13 protein-coding genes are annotated in these 18,512 nt (G+C 56.6%); 11 read left to right on the top strand and 2 right to left on the bottom strand.

Annotation, left to right across the window (positions count from 1 at the left end; translation table 11 throughout):
- Positions 1–21 precede the first annotated feature (21 nt).
- Positions 22–1,401, bottom strand: a complete 1,380-nt coding sequence (locus ACK2JC_RS00475) for an MATE family efflux transporter (protein ID WP_227169039.1) — start codon at positions 1,399–1,401, stop codon at positions 22–24.
- A 226-nt stretch (positions 1,402–1,627) separates the two neighbouring features.
- Between ACK2JC_RS00475 and ACK2JC_RS00470 the strand changes: the two genes are divergently transcribed.
- The 11 genes from ACK2JC_RS00470 to ACK2JC_RS00420 all read left to right on the top strand — a co-directional run bounded on the left by ACK2JC_RS00470 (position 1,628) and on the right by ACK2JC_RS00420 (position 17,007).
- Complete coding sequence (locus tag ACK2JC_RS00470; RefSeq protein WP_118753788.1) at positions 1,628–2,842, top strand: helix-turn-helix domain-containing protein; 1,215 nt, start codon at positions 1,628–1,630, stop codon at positions 2,840–2,842.
- 198 nt (positions 2,843–3,040) lie between these two features.
- Complete coding sequence (locus ACK2JC_RS00465) at positions 3,041–4,441, top strand: MmgE/PrpD family protein (RefSeq protein ID WP_368272057.1); 1,401 nt, start codon at positions 3,041–3,043, stop codon at positions 4,439–4,441.
- Positions 4,442–4,474: 33 nt separating this feature from the next.
- Complete coding sequence (locus tag ACK2JC_RS00460) at positions 4,475–5,536, top strand: NAD/NADP octopine/nopaline dehydrogenase family protein (protein WP_233460594.1); 1,062 nt, start codon at positions 4,475–4,477, stop codon at positions 5,534–5,536.
- 49 nt (positions 5,537–5,585) lie between these two features.
- Positions 5,586–7,064: an SLC13 family permease gene (locus tag ACK2JC_RS00455; protein WP_320938553.1), complete on the top strand. Its 1,479-nt coding sequence runs from the start codon at positions 5,586–5,588 to the stop codon at positions 7,062–7,064.
- 46 nt (positions 7,065–7,110) lie between these two features.
- Positions 7,111–8,388: an NAD(P)/FAD-dependent oxidoreductase gene (locus ACK2JC_RS00450; protein ID WP_320938554.1), complete on the top strand. Its 1,278-nt coding sequence runs from the start codon at positions 7,111–7,113 to the stop codon at positions 8,386–8,388.
- Complete coding sequence (locus ACK2JC_RS00445) at positions 8,381–10,540, top strand: molybdopterin-dependent oxidoreductase (protein WP_331681333.1); 2,160 nt, start codon at positions 8,381–8,383, stop codon at positions 10,538–10,540. The genes ACK2JC_RS00450 and ACK2JC_RS00445 overlap by 8 nt, the downstream gene beginning before the upstream one ends.
- Positions 10,537–11,064: a 4Fe-4S dicluster domain-containing protein gene (locus tag ACK2JC_RS00440; RefSeq protein ID WP_320938555.1), complete on the top strand. Its 528-nt coding sequence runs from the start codon at positions 10,537–10,539 to the stop codon at positions 11,062–11,064. Before ACK2JC_RS00445 ends, ACK2JC_RS00440 begins: the two co-directional genes overlap by 4 nt.
- Before the next feature lie 26 nt (positions 11,065–11,090).
- The gene (gene glp / locus ACK2JC_RS00435; protein WP_320938556.1) at positions 11,091–12,311 is read left to right on the top strand and encodes a gephyrin-like molybdotransferase Glp; all 1,221 of its coding nucleotides are present in this window, start codon (positions 11,091–11,093) and stop codon (positions 12,309–12,311) included.
- A gap of 199 nt (positions 12,312–12,510) precedes the next feature.
- The gene (locus ACK2JC_RS00430; RefSeq protein WP_092360502.1) at positions 12,511–12,816 is read left to right on the top strand and encodes a metal-sensing transcriptional repressor; all 306 of its coding nucleotides are present in this window, start codon (positions 12,511–12,513) and stop codon (positions 12,814–12,816) included.
- Positions 12,817–12,922: 106 nt separating this feature from the next.
- Positions 12,923–15,436: a heavy metal translocating P-type ATPase gene (locus tag ACK2JC_RS00425; protein WP_320938557.1), complete on the top strand. Its 2,514-nt coding sequence runs from the start codon at positions 12,923–12,925 to the stop codon at positions 15,434–15,436.
- A gap of 110 nt (positions 15,437–15,546) precedes the next feature.
- Positions 15,547–17,007: a DUF512 domain-containing protein gene (locus ACK2JC_RS00420; RefSeq protein WP_330637503.1), complete on the top strand. Its 1,461-nt coding sequence runs from the start codon at positions 15,547–15,549 to the stop codon at positions 17,005–17,007.
- A gap of 40 nt (positions 17,008–17,047) precedes the next feature.
- Here ACK2JC_RS00420 and ACK2JC_RS00415 read toward each other — a convergent pair whose 3' ends face one another.
- A complete protein-coding gene (locus ACK2JC_RS00415) occupies positions 17,048–18,481 on the bottom strand; it encodes a pyridoxal phosphate-dependent decarboxylase family protein (protein ID WP_320938558.1) in 1,434 nt (477 codons plus the stop codon).
- Positions 18,482–18,512 lie beyond the last annotated feature (31 nt).

Genomic DNA, 18,512 nt, shown 5'->3' with positions numbered 1-18,512 from the left:
GGCGGATGCCGGGCCGTAATTTTACGCCTGTAACGGTAGTTCCTCCTGCGCCCTGCAGCGCCGGAAAAACCGGATCATAACCGGGATTGCGATCAGAGCCATCATAAGCTCCGCAATGGCCTGTGCGAAGGGCAGGCCGTAGAGCGGGAAAATGGCGTTCAGCAGAAGGAGCAGCGGAATCTCGAACACGATTTTGCGCAGGATCGCGAACACAAAGGATTCCCGTCCCATTCCCACCGCCTGAAAGGTGCCGACGCACATAAAATCCAGGGCCAGCACCGGCTGGGCCAGGCAAAAGCCCCTTAAGAACGCGGAGCCGTAGGCCACGGTGTCCGGGTCCTTGATAAACAGGCCGGTCAGGGCTCCGCTGCAGAAGAACATCAAAAAGGAGGAGGCCAGGAGCAGCACTTCGGAGCAGCGGATGGTGTAGAGCAGGGCGGATTTCATGCGCTTGTAGTCCCGGCTGGCGAAATTGTAGCTGATGAGCGGCATGACGCCCTGGGACAGTCCCATGGCCACGTACATGGGCACCATGTTGATTTTGGTGCAGATTCCCATGGCGGCCAGGGCGGCGGCACCGTAGGAGGCGGCCAGGTTGTTGAGCACCGTGCTGCCCACCACATTTAACAGATTCTGAATCGAGGCGGGGATGCCCACGGCGCACACGCCCAGCACGATTCGCTTTTCCAGGGAAAACGCCCGCGGGGAGATACAGACGCTGGTTTTTCCGCGCTTTACGATCATATAGCCGAAAAAGTAAATCAGCGCGCAGCAGTTGGCAAAGCAGGTGGCCATGCCCGCGCCGGCAGCTCCCATGTCGAGCCCCCAGGGGAGGATGCAGATGGGATCCAGGATCATGTTGACCACGCAGCCGCCCATGGTGCCGATGCTGGCGTTTAAGGACGAACCCTCGGAGCGGATCATGTAGGCCATCACCACGTTGAGAATGGCGGGGACGGCTCCCAGGGTGACGGTCCAGTCCAGATAGGACGTGGTGGTGGCCGCCGTCACGGAGTCGGCCCCCAGCAGAGTCAAAAGCGCGGGGCGGAATACCGTGCACATGATTGCGAACAGGAAGCCAAAAAATAATGCCCCGTAAAATCCGAAGGCGGAGCTTTTCTTTACCGTATCAAAATCCTTGCAGCCCATGGCCCGGCTCATCATGCTGGAACTGCCCACGCCAAACAGGTTGTTGACCGCGTTGAAGGCCAGCAGGACCGGGGCGGCCAGGGCCACCGCGGCGGTCTGAACCGGTTCGTTTAACAGGCCCACGAAATAGGTATCCACCATGCTGTAGATGACCATGACCAGGGAACTGATGATTGTGGGGATGGACAGGGAAGCCACTGCCTTGGGGATGGGAGTTCTCTCAAATAATTCTTCTTTTGCAACTGACGCCATGTTAAAATTCCTCGCTTGTCGATTTCATGCCCTGTGGAGATCGGGTATTTAAATATAGTATAACGTTTTGAGAGCTTAGTCAAGAAATGGTTGGGGCGTTTGGCGAATTGTCGGATGTGGATTTCGTAGATTTCAGCATATCCCCCCTCCGTTGTACCGGGACTTTAAATATGGTATATTGAGTCTGTGTTTAAGAGCGATCATACCGGACGGGCGGAGGAATTTTATGTTTCTGAACAGTAACACAACAGCATGTATCCTAAAAAAACTGGAACCCTTATTGCCATATCCCATCAATATCATGAATTATGAGGGGATGGTTGTCAATTCCTCCGTGCCGCAGAATATCGGGGAGTTCAATGTGGCGGCCAGCAATTATATCAAGCAGCTGCATTCCGGCGGCCAGCTGCCGGTGGAGAACTTTGACGGCATTAAGTCTATGTGTGGTATCACAGTTCGCCAGCGCATCGTGGGGGCCATTGAGCTGGAGAATCTGCGCCCCTCGGACAGCGCGTATCTGTCACTGTCGAAAACCATTGCGGAGCTGATGCTGGAGCAGGAATGCATGCTCGACGAGCAGAGTGAAAACAGCTCCTCGGTAAAGGACGTGCTGTCCATCCTGGTGGGGGTCCACCCGGTTGATACCATCCAGCTCACGGAGGATCTGCAGCGTTTTGGCGTGGATCTGGCGATTCCCCGCACTACACTGTTTATCCAGCTCTCCAAATTAGACGTGCTGGAGCTTCCGCGGGGGAACCGGAAGCTGGTCCTGGACGAGAAACAGTATCTATACTCCGCGAAAAAATTTCTAAACCAGCTCCCCGGCTTTTTCTATAATAAGCAGGATTTTATCCTGTCGGACGTGTCGGAACAGAATGCGGTGATCCTATCCGTTAACCGGAAGGACAAGCCTGAGGTAAACGCCCTGTACCTGTTTGAACTCTGCACCAGGCTGATGGAGATTGCCAAAAAGGAATACTGTCTGGCTCTCCACGCGGTGGTTGGGATCCAATGCTACCAGCTCTCCGACTATGAGCGCCAATATGAGCAGCTGATCCTGCGCCTCTCCTCGGGCCGGCTGCTTTTCCCTGAGCGGAATGTGTTTATCGGCAATTCCATTGTGCTGGGCAACATGATCACTCACAGCCCCAAGAAGGTGCTGCAGAATATCGTTTCCTATGTGTACGGCCCACTGCTTGGGTCTAAAATGAGCGACATCCTCCTGGAGACCCTTCAGACGTATTTTGAATGCGATCTCAACATAACCATGACATCTCAGAAGCTATACACTCATCGGAATACGCTGCAGCAACGGTTTAACAAGATTGAAAAGCTGACCGGGTTTTCCGTGCACAATGCGGATGGGCTTTTGACTCTGCGCCTGGCGCTGCTCTGTTACAACTATTTACAGGCCGGCGGCGGGGACTTGCCCTATGTCTGATATTCCGGGGAATAACACATAAAAAAGAATAGCGGTAAGAAAAGCCTGCGGGTTTATTGTTCAAACGAACAGTATTTCCGCAGGCTTTTTGCTTGATATGCTATCCGTATGCATAATGTAATTGTCCTTTGAAATTGATATCATGGACGTAATAGATAAGCAAATGTGCCTATCTAAATAAATCAGGAGGTGTATATCATGACAGAGTACACAAAAGGACTATGCGATTTTATCACAAAGCTGAAATTCGAAGACCTGGCCCCGGATTTGACGGACAAGGCGAAGAAACTCACCCTGCATGTGGCGGGTGTCGCACTGGCTGGAAGAACTCTGCCCACAGCGGTCAGCGCCAGATCGGCCGCCAGGGCCACGGTTGGGACCCAGGCGGACCTGATGTCGACGATGTGGGGCGAGCCGGGAAAACTCCCGATGCACGGTGCGATTATGGCCAATGCCACGGCAGCGGACACGCTGGACTGGGAAGATTGCAGCTATACGGGCCACCCCAGCGCCCATCTCGTCTCCGTTTCCATGGCGATGACCGAAGCCATGCACCGTTCCGGCAAGGATTATCTCACGGCGGTAATTGGCGGGTTTGAGGTGTACCAGCGGATCGCCTGCTACATCCAGCCAACGCCGGAATTTGATTCCAGAAAATATGGATGGGGACTTGGGTCCTGGCAGATATTCGCCAGCGCGGCTCCTGCCGGAAAGCTTTACGGCTGTGATGCGGATCAGTATAACCTGCTGCTGGGCGCAACGGGCTGCTCCACTCCGGTGGTGAATGCCATTCTGGCCCTGCAGGGTTCCGATTTCTACCATCTGCAGTATGCGATCACCGGCTTGACCGGAACCATGGTTGCGGGGATGGCGAAGCGGAACGAGCTGGACAATATCTACAATATCATGGACGGGGAGTCCGGATATCCCATGATGATGCGCGGATTTGCAAATGAAGGCTGGATCGACCGCAATCTGGGAACCGAGTATCTGTTTGGCCAGCTTCTGTTCAAGCACTGGCCGGCAAATATGTGGATTCAGACGCCCATCGACTGCCTGGACACCCTGGTGACGAGACACGGCTTCAAGGCGGAGGATATTGAAGAAATCTTCATGACGCCCACCTACGATGAGCGCGATAAGTTCAGCTGGGACGGATACGCCAGCTGCCGCGACGCCCAGTTCAGCGTTCCTTACTGCCTGGCCGCCTACCTGCTGCGCGGAGAGCCCGGTCCCAACTGGTATACGGCGGAGCGCCTGGCTGATCCCGAGCTCCTTGAGATGGCTTCCAGGGTGAAGCTGGATCCGGACAACCATATGAACCTTCAGGTGGCCTTTAAGATGTTCCGGGAGGGTTCCTTCCCCACCACCAGCATGCGCGTTACCTTAAAAGACGGACAGCAGTTTGAAGTAACCCTGCCGTTCCCCAAGGGACATCCCAACAATCCCTTTGACTGGAGCGACGTGGAGCGCATCTTTAGGGCCGGGGCAAGGGCCGCGAATCTGTCCGAGGAGAAGATTGAGCGCTATATTGCGCTGTGCAAGAAGATCGATGAGTTGGAAGACATGGCCGAGCTGGCAGAATGTTTATCCATGTAAGAACGGAAAAAATAAGGGATCGGGGGAATACAGGTGAAAAAAATTGCAGTAATCGGAACCGGGGGAACCGGATATTCCGTGGCCTCGGAGCTCTCCAAACGGGGATATGAGGTATGGCTGGGAGAGGCAGGCGGCGAGGAGAAGGTGGAAGACTACGCCGTTTATGACAAGAAAATGGAGCTTACGGGCGCGATCAAGGGCACGGCGGTGATTCATGCGGTCACCACGGATCTTGGGGCTGTGCTGGAGGGTGCCGAGCATGTGATCTGCTGCACCATTTCCAACCGGGACGAGCGTGTGGCCCGGGCTATAGCGCCCCACCTTATGCCGGGCGCCAAAGTGCTTTTGAGCGCCGGAAATCTGGGGTCACTGATCTATCACCGGGTTTTTCAGGAATTTGAACTTGAGAACGTGGTGGTGGGGGAAACCTCAGGAAATCTGTTCTCCTGCCGCCGGGCAGGAGAGAACACCGTGTTTCTGGGCAACCGGTATAAGATCAAAAACGCAGCGGCCTTTCCGGCGCGGAATACGCAGCGCCTGGTGGAAGCGTTCAGGGATATCTATGAGCTGATCCCGGTCAGCTGCATACTGGAGACTGCCTTCAACGGTCCCAATCTCCTGAGCCACATATCGCTGACACTGGTAAATGCGGGGGCCATTGAGAACAGCAAGGAGCCTTACTACATCTTCAAGCAGGGGATCTGCCGGACCACCATAAACCTGGCGGATGGCCTTTGGAAGGAAAAGAAGGCAGTTATGGATGCGCTGGGATTCCCCTGCATCCCGTCCCCCTCCAATTCGTTCCGCAAGTACGCGGACCCATCCATTCACGAGTTTGACGATTTTAAAAATCTTGCCGGACCCGACAGCCTGACACAGCGCTACATCACGGAGGATATCCCGATTCTGGGCTGCCTGTTTTTATCCGTCGCAAAAGCGGTGGGGGTGGAGACCCCGCTGTACGCGGCTATGGTGAAGCTGGCGGAGGCGGTCAATCAGACAAACTATTATGAACAGGGGCGGACAACGGAAAATCTGGGACTGGGACATCTTCGTGGCATCCAAATCCCTCAGTATTTTCAGCAGGCGGATTAGCGCCGGCGTACATTGCGCCATAGCTTGAAAAACGAAAGGAGAGAAGGCAGTGGCTGACAAAAAAACTGTGAAAGAAAAAGGATCATCGCTGCAGTATGTTCATATTGCGGTATCGATCATATTAATGTTTGGATTTGGGTATCTGCCGCCGTTCTCGACCGTAACCCCGGTCGGGATGAGGCTTTTGGGGATATTTCTTGGAGTGATTTACGGTTATTCCACCTGCGATATCATATGGCCCTCGCTGGTGGCGATCATCGCCTTCGGTCTGAGCGGTTATCCCGCCAATATGGCGGCGGGCGTCACGTCCATGATGGGAAGCTCCCTTGTGTTTCAGGTGATCACCCAGTATTTTACAGCCGGCGCGATTGTGATTTACGGCGTGGGCAGGTGGTTCGTCCGCAAGACGCTGTCCCAGAAGGTTTTCATGGGCAGGCCGCTTCTGTACACCTGGTGCTTTATGTTTGTGTTTATGTGGTCCTGCATTGTGCTGGAGACGATCCCCATGTTTCTGCTGCTCTACGGCATCTGGAACGATATTGCGGATTCCTGCGATTATGAGAAAGACAGCACCTTCCGCTATTATGGGTTCGGCGGTATTCTGGTGTCCCTGCTTCTGGGAGTCTCCATGATGCCCTATAAGAGCTGGCAGCTGGGACTGGCCACCAGTTGGGCGAATGTGACAGGGGTAAAAATTAACCTGGGGCAGATGCTCTGCTGTACTTCGATTATCGGTACGATTGTCATCACTGCCTACGTCTTTTTGGGCGCGAAGCTCTTTCAAGTGGATTTTAGCGCCATGAAAGCCTTTGATGTGAACAAGCTGGGGGAGGAGAGCAAGATTCTGCGGCCGCGGGCCAAGCGCATCATGGCGGTTTACTTTGTCACAGTGCTGCTTTCCCTGTATGCGGGGACGTTTTCCGGTACCGCCCTCACAAACTTTATTGAGAAAACGCTGACAGTTTCGGGATTGTTCTGTCTGTGTACCGCGATTCTGCTGATCATACCCGGAGGGGAAAAGGACGGCAAACCCGCGATCATTTTCAACGACATCAAGCACAGCGATGCGGCGGTCAGCTGGCCGGTAATCTTCATGTGCGCGGTCACGATCCCACTGGCCGGCGCGCTGACCACCGAGGCTGCGGGAATCCTGCCCTGGCTGAGCGACGTCTTTACTCCGGTGTTCGCAGGCCGCAGCCCAATCTTTATTATGATTTTGACCATTGTCCTGATGGTATTCCTGACCAATGTGGGCTCCAACATCGCCCTGGGAAACGCCATGATTCCGGTGATCAGCCCATTTATTCTCGCCTCGGGCGTGAACCCCATGTTTTTCGGCTGTGCGCTGGTCTACGCGGCCAATATCGGCATCTTTTTGCCGGGTTCCTCGGCTCCGGCTTCCATTTTCCACGGCCGCAGCGAGATACCCAATGTGAAGCTGCGCAACAAAGCCACCATGCTGGGAATCGGTTTACATACCCTGGTTTCCTGCGTTGTCTGGACATTGGCATTTCTCATTACAAACTGATATGTGACGAATGATTTTATGGCAGATCGGAGGAATTAAGGAATCTATGAACAAAGTAGCCATTATCGGCTTTGGGGCCGCCGGGTACAACGCAGCCAAAGAGGTGCGCAGATTGGATCCCGAGGCAGCCATCGACATCTACTCTGACACCGAAAGCGGGCCTTACAACCCCATGCTTACCACTTACTATGTAAAAGAAGCCATTCCTTATGGCGCGCTGTTTCCCTTCGGCTCACTGGAAGCGATCTGTACGGACCTGAATCTGAATTATTACGGGGATCGCCCTGTCACGGGGATCATCCCGCAGGAGAAGATCCTGTGCTTTGCCGACGGCAGCCGCGTCCAATATGATCAAATTCTGATCAGTACAGGCGCCTCCGCTCTTATGCCGCCGATCCCGGGCTTAAACCAGCCCGGGGTATTTAAAATGCGCACCGCAGAGGACGCGGTGCAGCTTAAGGAGATGCTGGATGCCGGAACGATAAAAAGCGGCCTTGTAATCGGGGCCTCCTGGGTCGGCATCAAAATTGTGGAGGATCTGGCGGAGCGCGATATCCCCTGTACCCTGGTGGACGGCGCGGATTGGATGTTTTACACAGCGGCCTTTAAGGAGACCGCAGAGCGCGCCAGGAAGGACCTGGAAGCCCGTGGGATCGGCGTGCACTGCGCCCAGATGCTGGAGCGCGTTGAGCGGGAACCGGATGGAAGGCTGACCGCGGTGATGCAGAGCGGGAGCCGCTTCACCGCAGATGCCGTGGCTGTCTGCATCGGCGTGCGCATGAACGTGGATTTCCTGCGGGAGAGTGGCATCGCCGTGAAACGTGGAGTTCTGGTAAACCGGCGTATGGAAACAAATTACAAAGGTATATTCGCGGCGGGCGACTGCTGTGAGGCGTATGAGCTTCAAAGCCGGGCCCAGCGCAACATCGGCCTTTGGTATAATGCCGTGGAGCAGGGGCGCACGGCGGGCGTGAACATGGCCGGCGGCCACCGGGAGTTTGGGGCTAATGTGCTGGTGAATCTGGCCCATTATCTGGATTACGACTTCATCAGCATTGGGGATTTAAGTTCCTGTAACGATCAGGACGAGGTCTATGAATATGAGGATAGCCGCTATTATATCCGTGCGGTCCGGGATGGAAAAACCATCAAATGTATCAATATCATCGGCTCTGCGGACAGCAACGGCGTTGTGAAAAATGCGTTTATCAAATCCATCGAAAACCCGGATGCCGGGATGAGCATCCAGACCATTTGTTTCCTGAAAGAAAAAGGGTTTCCCGATGACTTTATCAACTTTTTAGGAGGAAGAATCCTTGACTGAATTGGAAAAGAAAATGAAAGCAAAAATTCCCGGGGAGGACACCGGAATTGAAATCCGCCATTCCCTCTGCGCGATCTGCAGCCCCAGCCATCACTGTGGCCTGGACTGTTATGTGAAGGACGGGGAAATCATCCGGGTGGAAGGCACTCCCGGACACCCGTACAGCCACGGTAAACTCTGCACCAAAGGTTCCGCCCAGCGCAACTACATTTACCGGGAAGACCGGATCAAAACACCCCTGCGCCGTGTTGGGGAGCGGGGTGAGGGGAAATTTGAGCCGATCAGCTGGGAGGAAGCATACCAGATCATCGCTGAACGGCTGAACAAGATAAAAGAAGAGTATTCCCCTCATTCCGTGGCCTTTTACAGCGGATACTCCAAATGGTACCGGCCGATCTACCACCGGTTCGCCTACGTGTTCGGCAGTGTGAATTTCGGCACGGACGACAGCGTCTGCGCCGTGGCCAAAAAGATTGCGGACAAGGTGACGGCGGGCTGTGAGGGCGCTCCGGATATGGCTCACGCCAATACCTTTCTGGGGTGGAACTACGACGGCTACTATTCCCACCATCTGTCCGTGGAGGGTGTTAGAAAACTGAAGGAACGGGGCGGAAAGGTTATTATCATCGATATCCGGGACACGCCGGCGGCAAAAAACCTGGCGGATATCTTTTTGCATATTAATCCCGGAACAGACGGCGCTCTGGCTCTGGGCATGGCGAAGCTTATCATGGACAATGGCTGGGCGGATATGGAGTATGTGAATCGGTACACCTACGGTTTCGAACCCTACAAGGCGCTGGCGCAGGAGTATACGCTGGAAAAGGTCAGTGAAATCACCGGACTGAATCCGGACGACATCTACGAGGCGGCCAAGCTTTACGCCACCAACGGTCCGGCCTGCACCAACTATTCCGCTTCCGCCATTGTGCACCACATCAACGGCTTTAATTCCCACCGGGCGATTCTCTGTCTCTCCGCCCTGACCGGCAATTTTGACCGGGTAGGCGGAAACTATCCCATTCCTGCTTCCTATCTGCGGCAGCCCGCAGGATTTAAGACCAGGGATGAGGAATTCCGCAACAACCGGGAGCCGTCGGGAACGCCGCGCATCGGAGCGGGACGGTTTCCGCTGTGGGATACCAAGTTTAATGAATTTCAGACCATGGACCTGATGCGCCAGATGGAAGAGGAGACTCCATATCCCGTCAAGGCCGTCTTTGCCCTGGGCCTCAACGCCAAGCTGTTTCCGGAGACCGACCGGCTTCTGGAGGTGATGAAAAAGAAGCTGGATTTTATCGTGGACGTGGATCTGTTTATGAACATGTCGGCAAAATATGCGGATATTGTGCTTCCGGCCTGCTCCTCGGTGGAGCGCAGCGAGCTGAAATGTTACCGCGGCGGGTACTTGGTGTATACAAAGCCGGCGATCAAGCCCTTGTATGAGTCCAAATCGGATGTGGACATTCTCTGCGAGCTGGCCCGGGTGATGGATCTGGACGACGATCTGTTGAAGGCGGGATATGAGGCGTGTCTGGACTGGATGATCGAGGGCTGCGGGTTAACAATGGCAGATTTGAAGAAGAGCGACGTCCCCATGAAGGTACCGAGCGCCGTTTGGCCGGTAAAACCCGGGAATTGCCTGAAAAACGGTTTTCCGACGCCAACCGGGAAGTTTGAATTCTATTCCATGGACATTGCGGCGGTGGACCCCAAATACGGTCTGGATCCGCTGCCCAGTTACCGGGATTCTCTGGGAGAACAGGACAGCAAAGCGCTGCGGGAACGATACCCGTTTTATCTGTGTACCGGAGCGCGCCTGCCCTATGCCATTCACTCCCGGGTCCACAGAACCCCGTGGCTGCGCAGCCTGCGTCCGGATCCCACCTGTGAAATTAACCGGCAGGATGCGGCCTGCCTGGGATTAAAAGACGGAGATTCAGCAATTCTCTCCAGCCCCTACGGTGAAATTCGCATGAAGGTCAAGGTTACGAGCAAGATAAAGCCCGGCGTCATTCTGACCGTACCCGGCTACAGCGAGGCGAATGTAAACAACCTGATCGGACGCGACCATCTGGACCCCTACAGTGGGTTCCCGGGGTATAAGGGAATGCGCTGTAATATCTGCAAAAGTCAGGAGGCAAGAACATGAAACACGTGTTTGTATTTGATGACGATCGCTGCTGCGCCTGCTCCGCCTGTATGATGGGTTGTATGGATCAAAACGACATTGATCTGTCGGCCGGGGAAGCCTGTTACCGGAATACGTACGACAACGAGGTGGAACTGGCGGACGGCAGCATCTATTGCGCCTATCTCTCCGCCGCCTGCATGCATTGTGATGATGCGCCCTGCATCGCCGCCTGTCCGGTGGGCTGCCTGAGCAAGGACCCTGAGACTGGCTTCACAGTCTATGACAACACCAACTGCATCGGCTGCAAAAGCTGCGCACTGGCCTGCCCCTTTGGCGCTCCCCGTTTCCGCCCGTCGGACGGGAAAATGGTAAAATGCGACGGCTGTAATATGCGGGTGAAAAATGGCCTGCAGCCGGCCTGCGTCCGCGCCTGTTCCTTCGGCGCTCTGACCTGTGTGACGGAGGAAGAGTATCTGGTTGGAAACGGCGAAAAAGCCTGCAATATGCTGCTAAAGCAGCTGGCGCCGAAGAAAAAAACCTGAGCGGAGCAAAAAGGAGGGACATGCAGATGAAGGCACGGAAAAGAGGACGCACTCCCATAGAAGAAGCGGTTTCCATGATCGTGGAGGAAACGAAAGGTCCGATAGAGACGGAACTGCGCGCTTTGGCTGACAGCGCAGGATATGTGCTGGCGGGGGATGTGCGGGCTGTGCTGGACCAGCCGCCCTTTACACGCAGCCCTCTGGACGGCTATGCGCTCCGGTCCTCGGCTTTAAACGGGGCCGGACGGGAACATCCGGTATGTCTGCCGGTAAGCCAGTATATTCCGGCCGGAATCATCAGTTCCGGCCGCTTGCCGGAAGGGACGGCGGCAAGGATTATGACAGGCGCCCCGCTTCCGGAGGGGGCAGACTGCGTGATCCCGCAGGAGGACACCGATCTGGGAGAGCACAGGGCCGCGTTCTATGCGTTCATTGAACCCGGAAGAAATGTCTGTTTCAAAGGGGAGGATATCAAGGCGGGAGAGAGCCTTGTTTTTGCGGGAACCCGCCTGGATTTCACCCATATCGGAATTTTAGCGGGTCAGGGGATTCGCCGGGTTGAGGTGTACAAAAAGCCCAGGGTGGCCGTCATGGCTACCGGGGACGAGCTTTTGCCACTGGATAAGGAGCCCGTTCCGGGGAAAATATACGATTCCAACGGCGTGATGATCTGTGCAAGGCTGCGGGAACTTGGAGCGGAGGCGGATCTGCATCCGATTAAAGGGGACGCCCCTGGAGAGCTGGCCGCAGCCACAGAACGACTTTTGCAGGAATATCCGCTGGTCATCACAACAGGAGGAGTCTCTGTGGGAGACCGGGATTATATGCCCGCAGTTGCGGAAATGGTCCGGGCCCGGATTCTGTTTCACGGCATCGCTGCGAAGCCCGGAAGCCCGGCGCTTGCCGCGGTGAGGAATGGCCGCATTCTGCTTGCTCTGTCGGGCAATCCCTTTGCCTGTATCGCCACGCTGGAGCTTCTGGCACGGCCGGTTCTGGCGAAGCTTTCCGGCGAGAGCGTCTGGAGGCAGAGGCAGGTGAGAGCGCGGTTGGCGGGAAGCTTTGGCAAGCCGTCTCCGGCCCGTCGTTTCATCCGGGCCCGGCTGACCGGCGGACTGGTGTCGGTTCCGGAAAAGGGGCACTCCTCGGGAAGTCTGAAGACCCTGGCGGGCTGTAATTGTCTGATCGACATTCCGGGTGGAAGCGGGGCCCTGGCGGAGGGGGATGAGGTGAAGGTCTGGTTGTTTTAAAGAAAATCCGGTGTGATTGAGGAGCTGTACGCAACAGCTCCTTTTTAGATGCTGTAGACCGCTGGCGCTGCCTTTGGATAATTGCTGTTGTAAAAAATTTAAATTAGGTCTTGCAATATACCCAATAGGGGTATATAATCAAAACTGTAAATATACCGGTAAGGGGTATCTTAAAACAGCGTTCAGGAGGAGATCAAGGATGGAAGAAACCACATGCACATGCTGCCATAAGACAAAAGAGCGCTCCCAGGAGGAGTACAAAAGCCTGCAAAACCGTTTGAACCGGATCGAGGGCCAGGTGCGCGGAATCCGCAATATGCTGGAAAAGGATGCCTACTGTCCTGATATTCTGGTCCAGGTGGCGGCGGCCGGCGCGGCGCTCAACAGTTTCAGCAAGGAGCTGCTGGCCAGCCACATCAGGACCTGTGTTGCCAATGACATAAGAAGCGGAAAGGATGAGACCATCGACGAGCTGGTGGCCACGATCCAGAAGCTGATGCGCTAACGCGTGTCTAAACATTTATTCCCGCCCCCTGCCCGGAGGAACCTGCCAGGCTTTGCCCGGTACCTCTCTAGGTAAGAAACGCGGGATTCAGAGAGGAGATGATTTTATGGAGCAGTATACAGTGACAGGGATGAGCTGCGCGGCCTGCAGCGCCCGGGTGGAGAAGGCGGTGGCCAAGGTGCCCGGCGTCACGTCCTGTTCCGTCAGCCTGCTGACCAACTCCATGGGTGTGGAGGGATCCGCACCCGAACAGGAGATTATAAAGGCGGTGGAGGAAGCCGGGTACGGCGCTGCGGTGAAGGGAGCGGAGGCGAAGAACCGGCCCGCGGCCGCTGGGGCCGACGATCTGTTAAAGGACCGGGAGACGCCGGTGTTAAAGCGCCGACTGTACGCTTCTTTGGGATTTTTGCTGGTTCTCATGTATTTTTCCATGGGACATATGATGTGGAACTGGCCCGTTCCGGCCTTTTTTGCGGATAATCACGTGGCCATGGGGCTGTTGCAGCTTCTTCTGACGGTGATTGTCATGGTGATCAACCAGAAGTTTTTTATCATCGGATTTAAGGGCCTGATTCACCGGGCTCCCAACATGGATACCCTGGTGGCCCTGGGCTCCGGAGCCTCCTTTGTGTACAGCGTTTATGCGCTGTTCGCCATGACGGCCGCCCAGGCCGCAGGGGATATGGCCGGGGTTATGGAATACATGCACGAGTTCTATTTCGAGTCCGCGGCCATGATTTTGACCCTGATCACGGTGGGCAAGATGCTGGAAGCGCGGTCCAAGGGAAAGACCACGGACGCGTTAAAGAGCTTGATGAAGCTGGCTCCCAGGACGGCCACCCTGCTGGTGGACGGCGTGGAGACCGAGGTTTCCATCGACCAGGTGAAAAAGGGCGATTATTTTGCGGTCCGGCCGGGTGAAAACATCCCGGTGGACGGGATTGTGCTAGAGGGCAGCAGCGCGGTCAACGAGTCGGCCCTGACCGGTGAGAGTATCCCGGTGGACAAAACCGTGGGCGACCAGGTTTCCGCGGCCACGGTGAACCAGTCCGGCTATATCGTCTGCCAGGCCCTGCGGGTCGGAGAGGATACCACCCTGTCCCAGATCATTCAGATGGTCAGCGACGCGGCGGCCACCAAGGCGCCCATCGCCAAGGTGGCGGACCGGGTGTCCGGCGTCTTTGTGCCCGCAGTGATCGCCATTGCGGTGCTCACCTTGCTCGGCTGGCTGATGGCGGGGCAGACCATTGGCTTCGCGCTGGCCAGAAGTATATCCGTGCTGGTGATCAGCTGTCCCTGCGCCCTGGGGCTGGCCACGCCGGTGGCCATCATGGTGGGCAACGGCATGGGCGCCCGGCACGGAATCATGTTCAAGACCGCCGTTTCCCTGGAGGAGACGGGAAAGACCGAGATCGTGGCCCTTGACAAGACCGGCACCATCACAAGCGGCGAGCCCAGGGTGACGGATCTGATTCCGGCGGAGGGCGTGGATGAAAGGCAGCTTTTGGAGCTGGCCCTGGCTCTGGAGAAAAAGAGCGAGCATCCCCTGGCCCGGGCGGTCCTGGCCAGGGCTAAGGAGTGGGGCCTTAAAGCCGCAGATGTGACAGACTTTAAGGCGCTTCCCGGAAACGGTCTGTCGGCCGTGCTGGACGGAGCGCTGCTCTGCGGCGGAAATCTGGCCTTTATCGGCGGCCAGGCGGAGATCACGCCGGAGATGGAAACCCAGGCCGGCCGGCTGGCCCAGGAGGGCAAGACGCCACTGTTCTTCAGCCGGGACGGCCGGATGGCGGGTATCATCGCGGTGGCGGACACCATCAAGGAGGATAGCCCCCGGGCGGTGAAGGAACTGCAGAACATGGGGATCCACGTGGTTATGCTGACCGGCGACAATGAGCGCACGGCCAGGGCGGTGGGCCTGCAGGCCGGAGTGGACGAGGTGATCGCCGGCGTGCTCCCGGATGGAAAAGAGAGCGTGATCCGCTCCTTAAAGCGCAAGGGCAAGGTGGCTATGGTGGGCGACGGAATCAACGACGCTCCGGCGCTCACCCGGGCGGATATCGGCATCGCCATCGGCGCTGGCACGGATATCGCCATCGACGCCGCGGACGTGGTGCTGATGAAGAGCCGCCTCAGCGACGTTCCGGCGGCCATCCGCATGAGCCGGGCCACCTTGCGGAATATCCACGAGAACCTGTTCTGGGCCTTTTTCTACAACGCAGTGGGTATACCGCTGGCGGCCGGACTGTGGATTCCCCTGCTGGGCTGGAAATTAAATCCCATGTTCGGGGCCGCGGCCATGAGCTTATCCAGCTTCTGTGTGGTAACAAACGCGCTCCGGCTCAATTTTTTCAAGATGTACGACGGATCGCGGGATAAAAAAATAAAAGTGAAACGAAAGGAAGGAAAAAACATGGAAAAGACAATGAAAATCGAGGGAATGATGTGTGGACACTGCGAGGCACGAGTGAAGAAATGCCTGGAGGCGCTGCCCGAGGTTGATCAGGCGGTTGTGAGCCATGAGGCGGGTACCGCGGTTGTGACCCTGACGGCAGAGCTGGGGGACGACGTGCTGAAAAAGACGGTGGAGGACCAGGACTATAAGGTGATCTCCATCCAGTAGGCCAGCAGGTTTCGCCGCCCGGCCGGTTGATGGAATTTGCGGACAATTTGCAGGACCGGGCGTTTAGCCCTTGAAAAAAAGCCGCAAAGTTGGTATTCTGTTCTGAGTGATTGAATTATAGAACAGATAAAGAGGGAATACAGTTGGCTAAAAAGAAGAATGAACATGTGATTAAGGAGGTATATCCCGGCTCGATCGCCGAGGAGATGGAGATCGAGCCAGGGGATGTGCTTCTGTCAATCAATAATGAGGAGATCGGGGACGTATTTGATTACCGGTATCTGATCAAGGACGAGTACGTGGAGGCGGTGATCCGCAAGCCGGACGGAGAGGAATGGCTGCTGGAGATCGACAAGGAGTACGACGACGATCTGGGGCTGGAGTTTGAGAACAGCCTGATGAGCGATTACCGCTCCTGCAGCAACAAATGCATTTTCTGTTTTATCGACCAGATGCCGCCGGGGATGCGGGAAACGCTGTATTTTAAGGACGACGACTCGCGCCTGTCCTTTCTGCAGGGCAACTACATTACCCTGACCAATATGAAGGAACGGGACATTGAGCGGATCATCCGTATGCAGCTGGCGCCCATCAACATTTCCATTCAGACCACCAACCCGGAGCTGCGCTGCAAGATGCTGCACAACCGCTTTGCCGGGGAAACGCTGAAATACATGCAGATGCTCTACGACGGCCATGTGGAGATGAACGGCCAGGTGGTGTGCTGTAAGGGAGTGAATGACGGGGAGGAGCTTGTGCGGACGCTGGACGATCTGGCCGGATTCCTGCCGTTTCTGAGAAGCGTTTCCGTGGTTCCGGCCGGGATCACCAAATACCGGGACGGGCTGTTCCCCATCGGGCTGTTTACCGCCGGGGAGGCCGGGGAGGTGATCGATCTGATCGAGAGCCGCCAGCAGGGATACTACGAGGAGTACGGCCTGCATTTTATCCACGCCAGCGACGAGTGGTATATCACGGCGGGGCGGGATTTCCCGGAGGAAGAGCGGTATGACGGTTATATCCAGCTGGAGAACGGCGTGGGTATGATGCGCCTGTTTATCAATGAGTTCAACGAGGCCTTCGAGGCGCTTTTGGGCAGCCCGGAGTACGAAACGCTGGCAGAGACGCTGGATCGCACCCTGACCATCGCAACGGGGAAATTAACCGGCCCCACCATCCGCGGCTTCGCAGAGCAGCTTATGCGCGCCTTTCCACGCCTGCGCATCCATGTCTACGACATCCGCAACGATTTCTTCGGGGAAACCATCACCGTTTCCGGTCTGGTCACAGGCCAGGACCTGATCAGACAGCTGAAGGAACGCAAGGAGGCCGGAGAGGACCTGGGCGGCGCGCTTCACATCCCGTCCAATATGCTGCGCGTGGGCGAACAGGTCTTTTTGGACGACGTCACGGTGCAGGATGTGGAGCGGGAACTGAACATGCGGGTAGTTCCGGTGGAACCGGGAGGAAATGAATTTATCCAGGCAATACTGGACAAGGAATACAACATGGAGCGGGACAATGGCAATTTTGTCTACATCCAGGCGTATGACAGAGGAGGGGAGGCGTAGACAGTGCCTCCCTTTCGATTGAATGTAATAGTCCCACCGCTCATGCCGTCCGGCACTGCCCTCTGGAGGCGGCCCGGCTCTCGCAGAGCAGCCGGACGGTGTTGCGGATATCCTCCTCCGTTGTCTCCGGGTGCAGGGTGCACATCCGCAGGACCCGTTTTCCGTTCAGCTCAGTGGTGAGAATCTGGGCGTAGCCGCTGTCCGTGACCTCCCGGGCAATGTCCTGGTTGAGGCGGTCTATACGGCTAGGGGGTATATTGGCGGGCGCGCAGCGGAAATTGACGATTCCCAGCCGGGCCGTGGAGACGATTTCCCAGCCGGGATACCTGCGGATCAGTTCTTCCGCCAGCCGGGCCATGGCGCAGCCGTGATCGATCATCTGTCCCATGGCTTCGCTGCCCATGACCTGGAGGGTGATCCACAGCTTCAGGCTGCGGGCGGGACGGGTCAGCTCAGGGCCTAAATCCCAGAAGTCCGGCGCCTCGTTGAAAGCCCCGGCGTCCGTCAGATACTCGGGGTGAACGGCGAAGCTGCGGACCAGGTGGGACTGATCCCGCACCAGCGCCATGCTGCAGCCGTAGGTCTGCCTCAGCCATTTGTGGGCGTCCCAGCTCAGGCTGTCGGAATATTCGATGCCGTCCAGGCGTTTGCGCTCGTTTTGGGACAGCAGGATCGAGGCGCCGAAGGCTCCGTCCACGTGCATCCACATCCCGTAGCTCCGGCAGATTCCTGCGATTTCCGGGAGCGGATCGACGCTGCCGGTGTTGGTGGTGCCCGCGGTGGCGATCACGGCAAAGGGTTTTCTTCCCGCCGCAAGGTCCGCCCGGACCGCGGCTCTCAGGGCCTCCATGTCCATGCGGAAATTTGCGTCAGAGGGTATTTTTCGGACCTGATCGGCCCGAAAACCGATGATATGTAAGCCCTTGGCGATGGAAGAGTGAGTCTGGTCCGAGACGTAGGCCACGGCCAGCGTCCGCTCTGCCTCGGTCAGCCTGGCGTCCCGGGCAGCGGTCAGTGCAGTCAGATTGGCCATGGAGCCGCCGGAGACAAACAGCCCGCCGCTCCCCGCCGGATAACCCGCCAGGCCGCACATCCACCGGATCAGCTCCCGCTCGATGCAGCTTGCGGCGGAGGCGTTCATGGCGCAGCCCGCATGGGGGTCAAAGGCGTTTGTCATCACGTCGCCCATCCAGGAAAAGAGGGAGACTGGGCTGGGGATACAGGCAAAGCACCGGGGATGCTGCACCAGGGAGGTGTTTGCGTACACGTCGTCCATCATCTCCCGGTACACCTCGTCCACCGGGCGTCCCTTCTGCGGAACCCCCTTCTCAAGCAGACGGGAAATGGCCGCGCCGTCCGCCTTCCGGAACACGTCCTCCCGCTTTATATTCTCATAAAAATTGAGCGTCTGACCGATAAAGCCCTCCATCAATTCTCCGGCTCTCCGGGTCTGCGCTTCCATGAAAGAATCCATGGCTTATGCCTCCTCGCTGTACTTGACTTAT

The sequence above is a fragment of the Enterocloster lavalensis genome, assembly GCF_046603895.1.
Taxonomy (GTDB): domain Bacteria; phylum Bacillota; class Clostridia; order Lachnospirales; family Lachnospiraceae; genus Enterocloster; species Enterocloster lavalensis.
The sequence above is the reverse complement of the archived record's forward strand: the minus strand, read 5'-3'. Positions and strand labels throughout refer to the sequence as shown.

What these genes read in the sequence shown, in the direction of transcription:
- ACK2JC_RS00475 (WP_227169039.1), bottom strand. Translation starts at nt 1,401, where the DNA reads ATGGCGTCAGTTGCAAAAGAAGAATTATTTGAGAGAACTCCCATCCCC.
- ACK2JC_RS00470 (WP_118753788.1), top strand. Translation starts at nt 1,628, where the DNA reads ATGTTTCTGAACAGTAACACAACAGCATGTATCCTAAAAAAACTGGAA.
- ACK2JC_RS00465 (WP_368272057.1), top strand. Translation starts at nt 3,041, where the DNA reads ATGACAGAGTACACAAAAGGACTATGCGATTTTATCACAAAGCTGAAA.
- ACK2JC_RS00450 (WP_320938554.1), top strand. Translation starts at nt 7,111, where the DNA reads ATGAACAAAGTAGCCATTATCGGCTTTGGGGCCGCCGGGTACAACGCA.
- ACK2JC_RS00440 (WP_320938555.1), top strand. Translation starts at nt 10,537, where the DNA reads ATGAAACACGTGTTTGTATTTGATGACGATCGCTGCTGCGCCTGCTCC.
- glp (WP_320938556.1), top strand. Translation starts at nt 11,091, where the DNA reads ATGAAGGCACGGAAAAGAGGACGCACTCCCATAGAAGAAGCGGTTTCC.
- ACK2JC_RS00430 (WP_092360502.1), top strand. Translation starts at nt 12,511, where the DNA reads ATGGAAGAAACCACATGCACATGCTGCCATAAGACAAAAGAGCGCTCC.
- ACK2JC_RS00425 (WP_320938557.1), top strand. Translation starts at nt 12,923, where the DNA reads ATGGAGCAGTATACAGTGACAGGGATGAGCTGCGCGGCCTGCAGCGCC.
- ACK2JC_RS00415 (WP_320938558.1), bottom strand. Translation starts at nt 18,481, where the DNA reads ATGGATTCTTTCATGGAAGCGCAGACCCGGAGAGCCGGAGAATTGATG.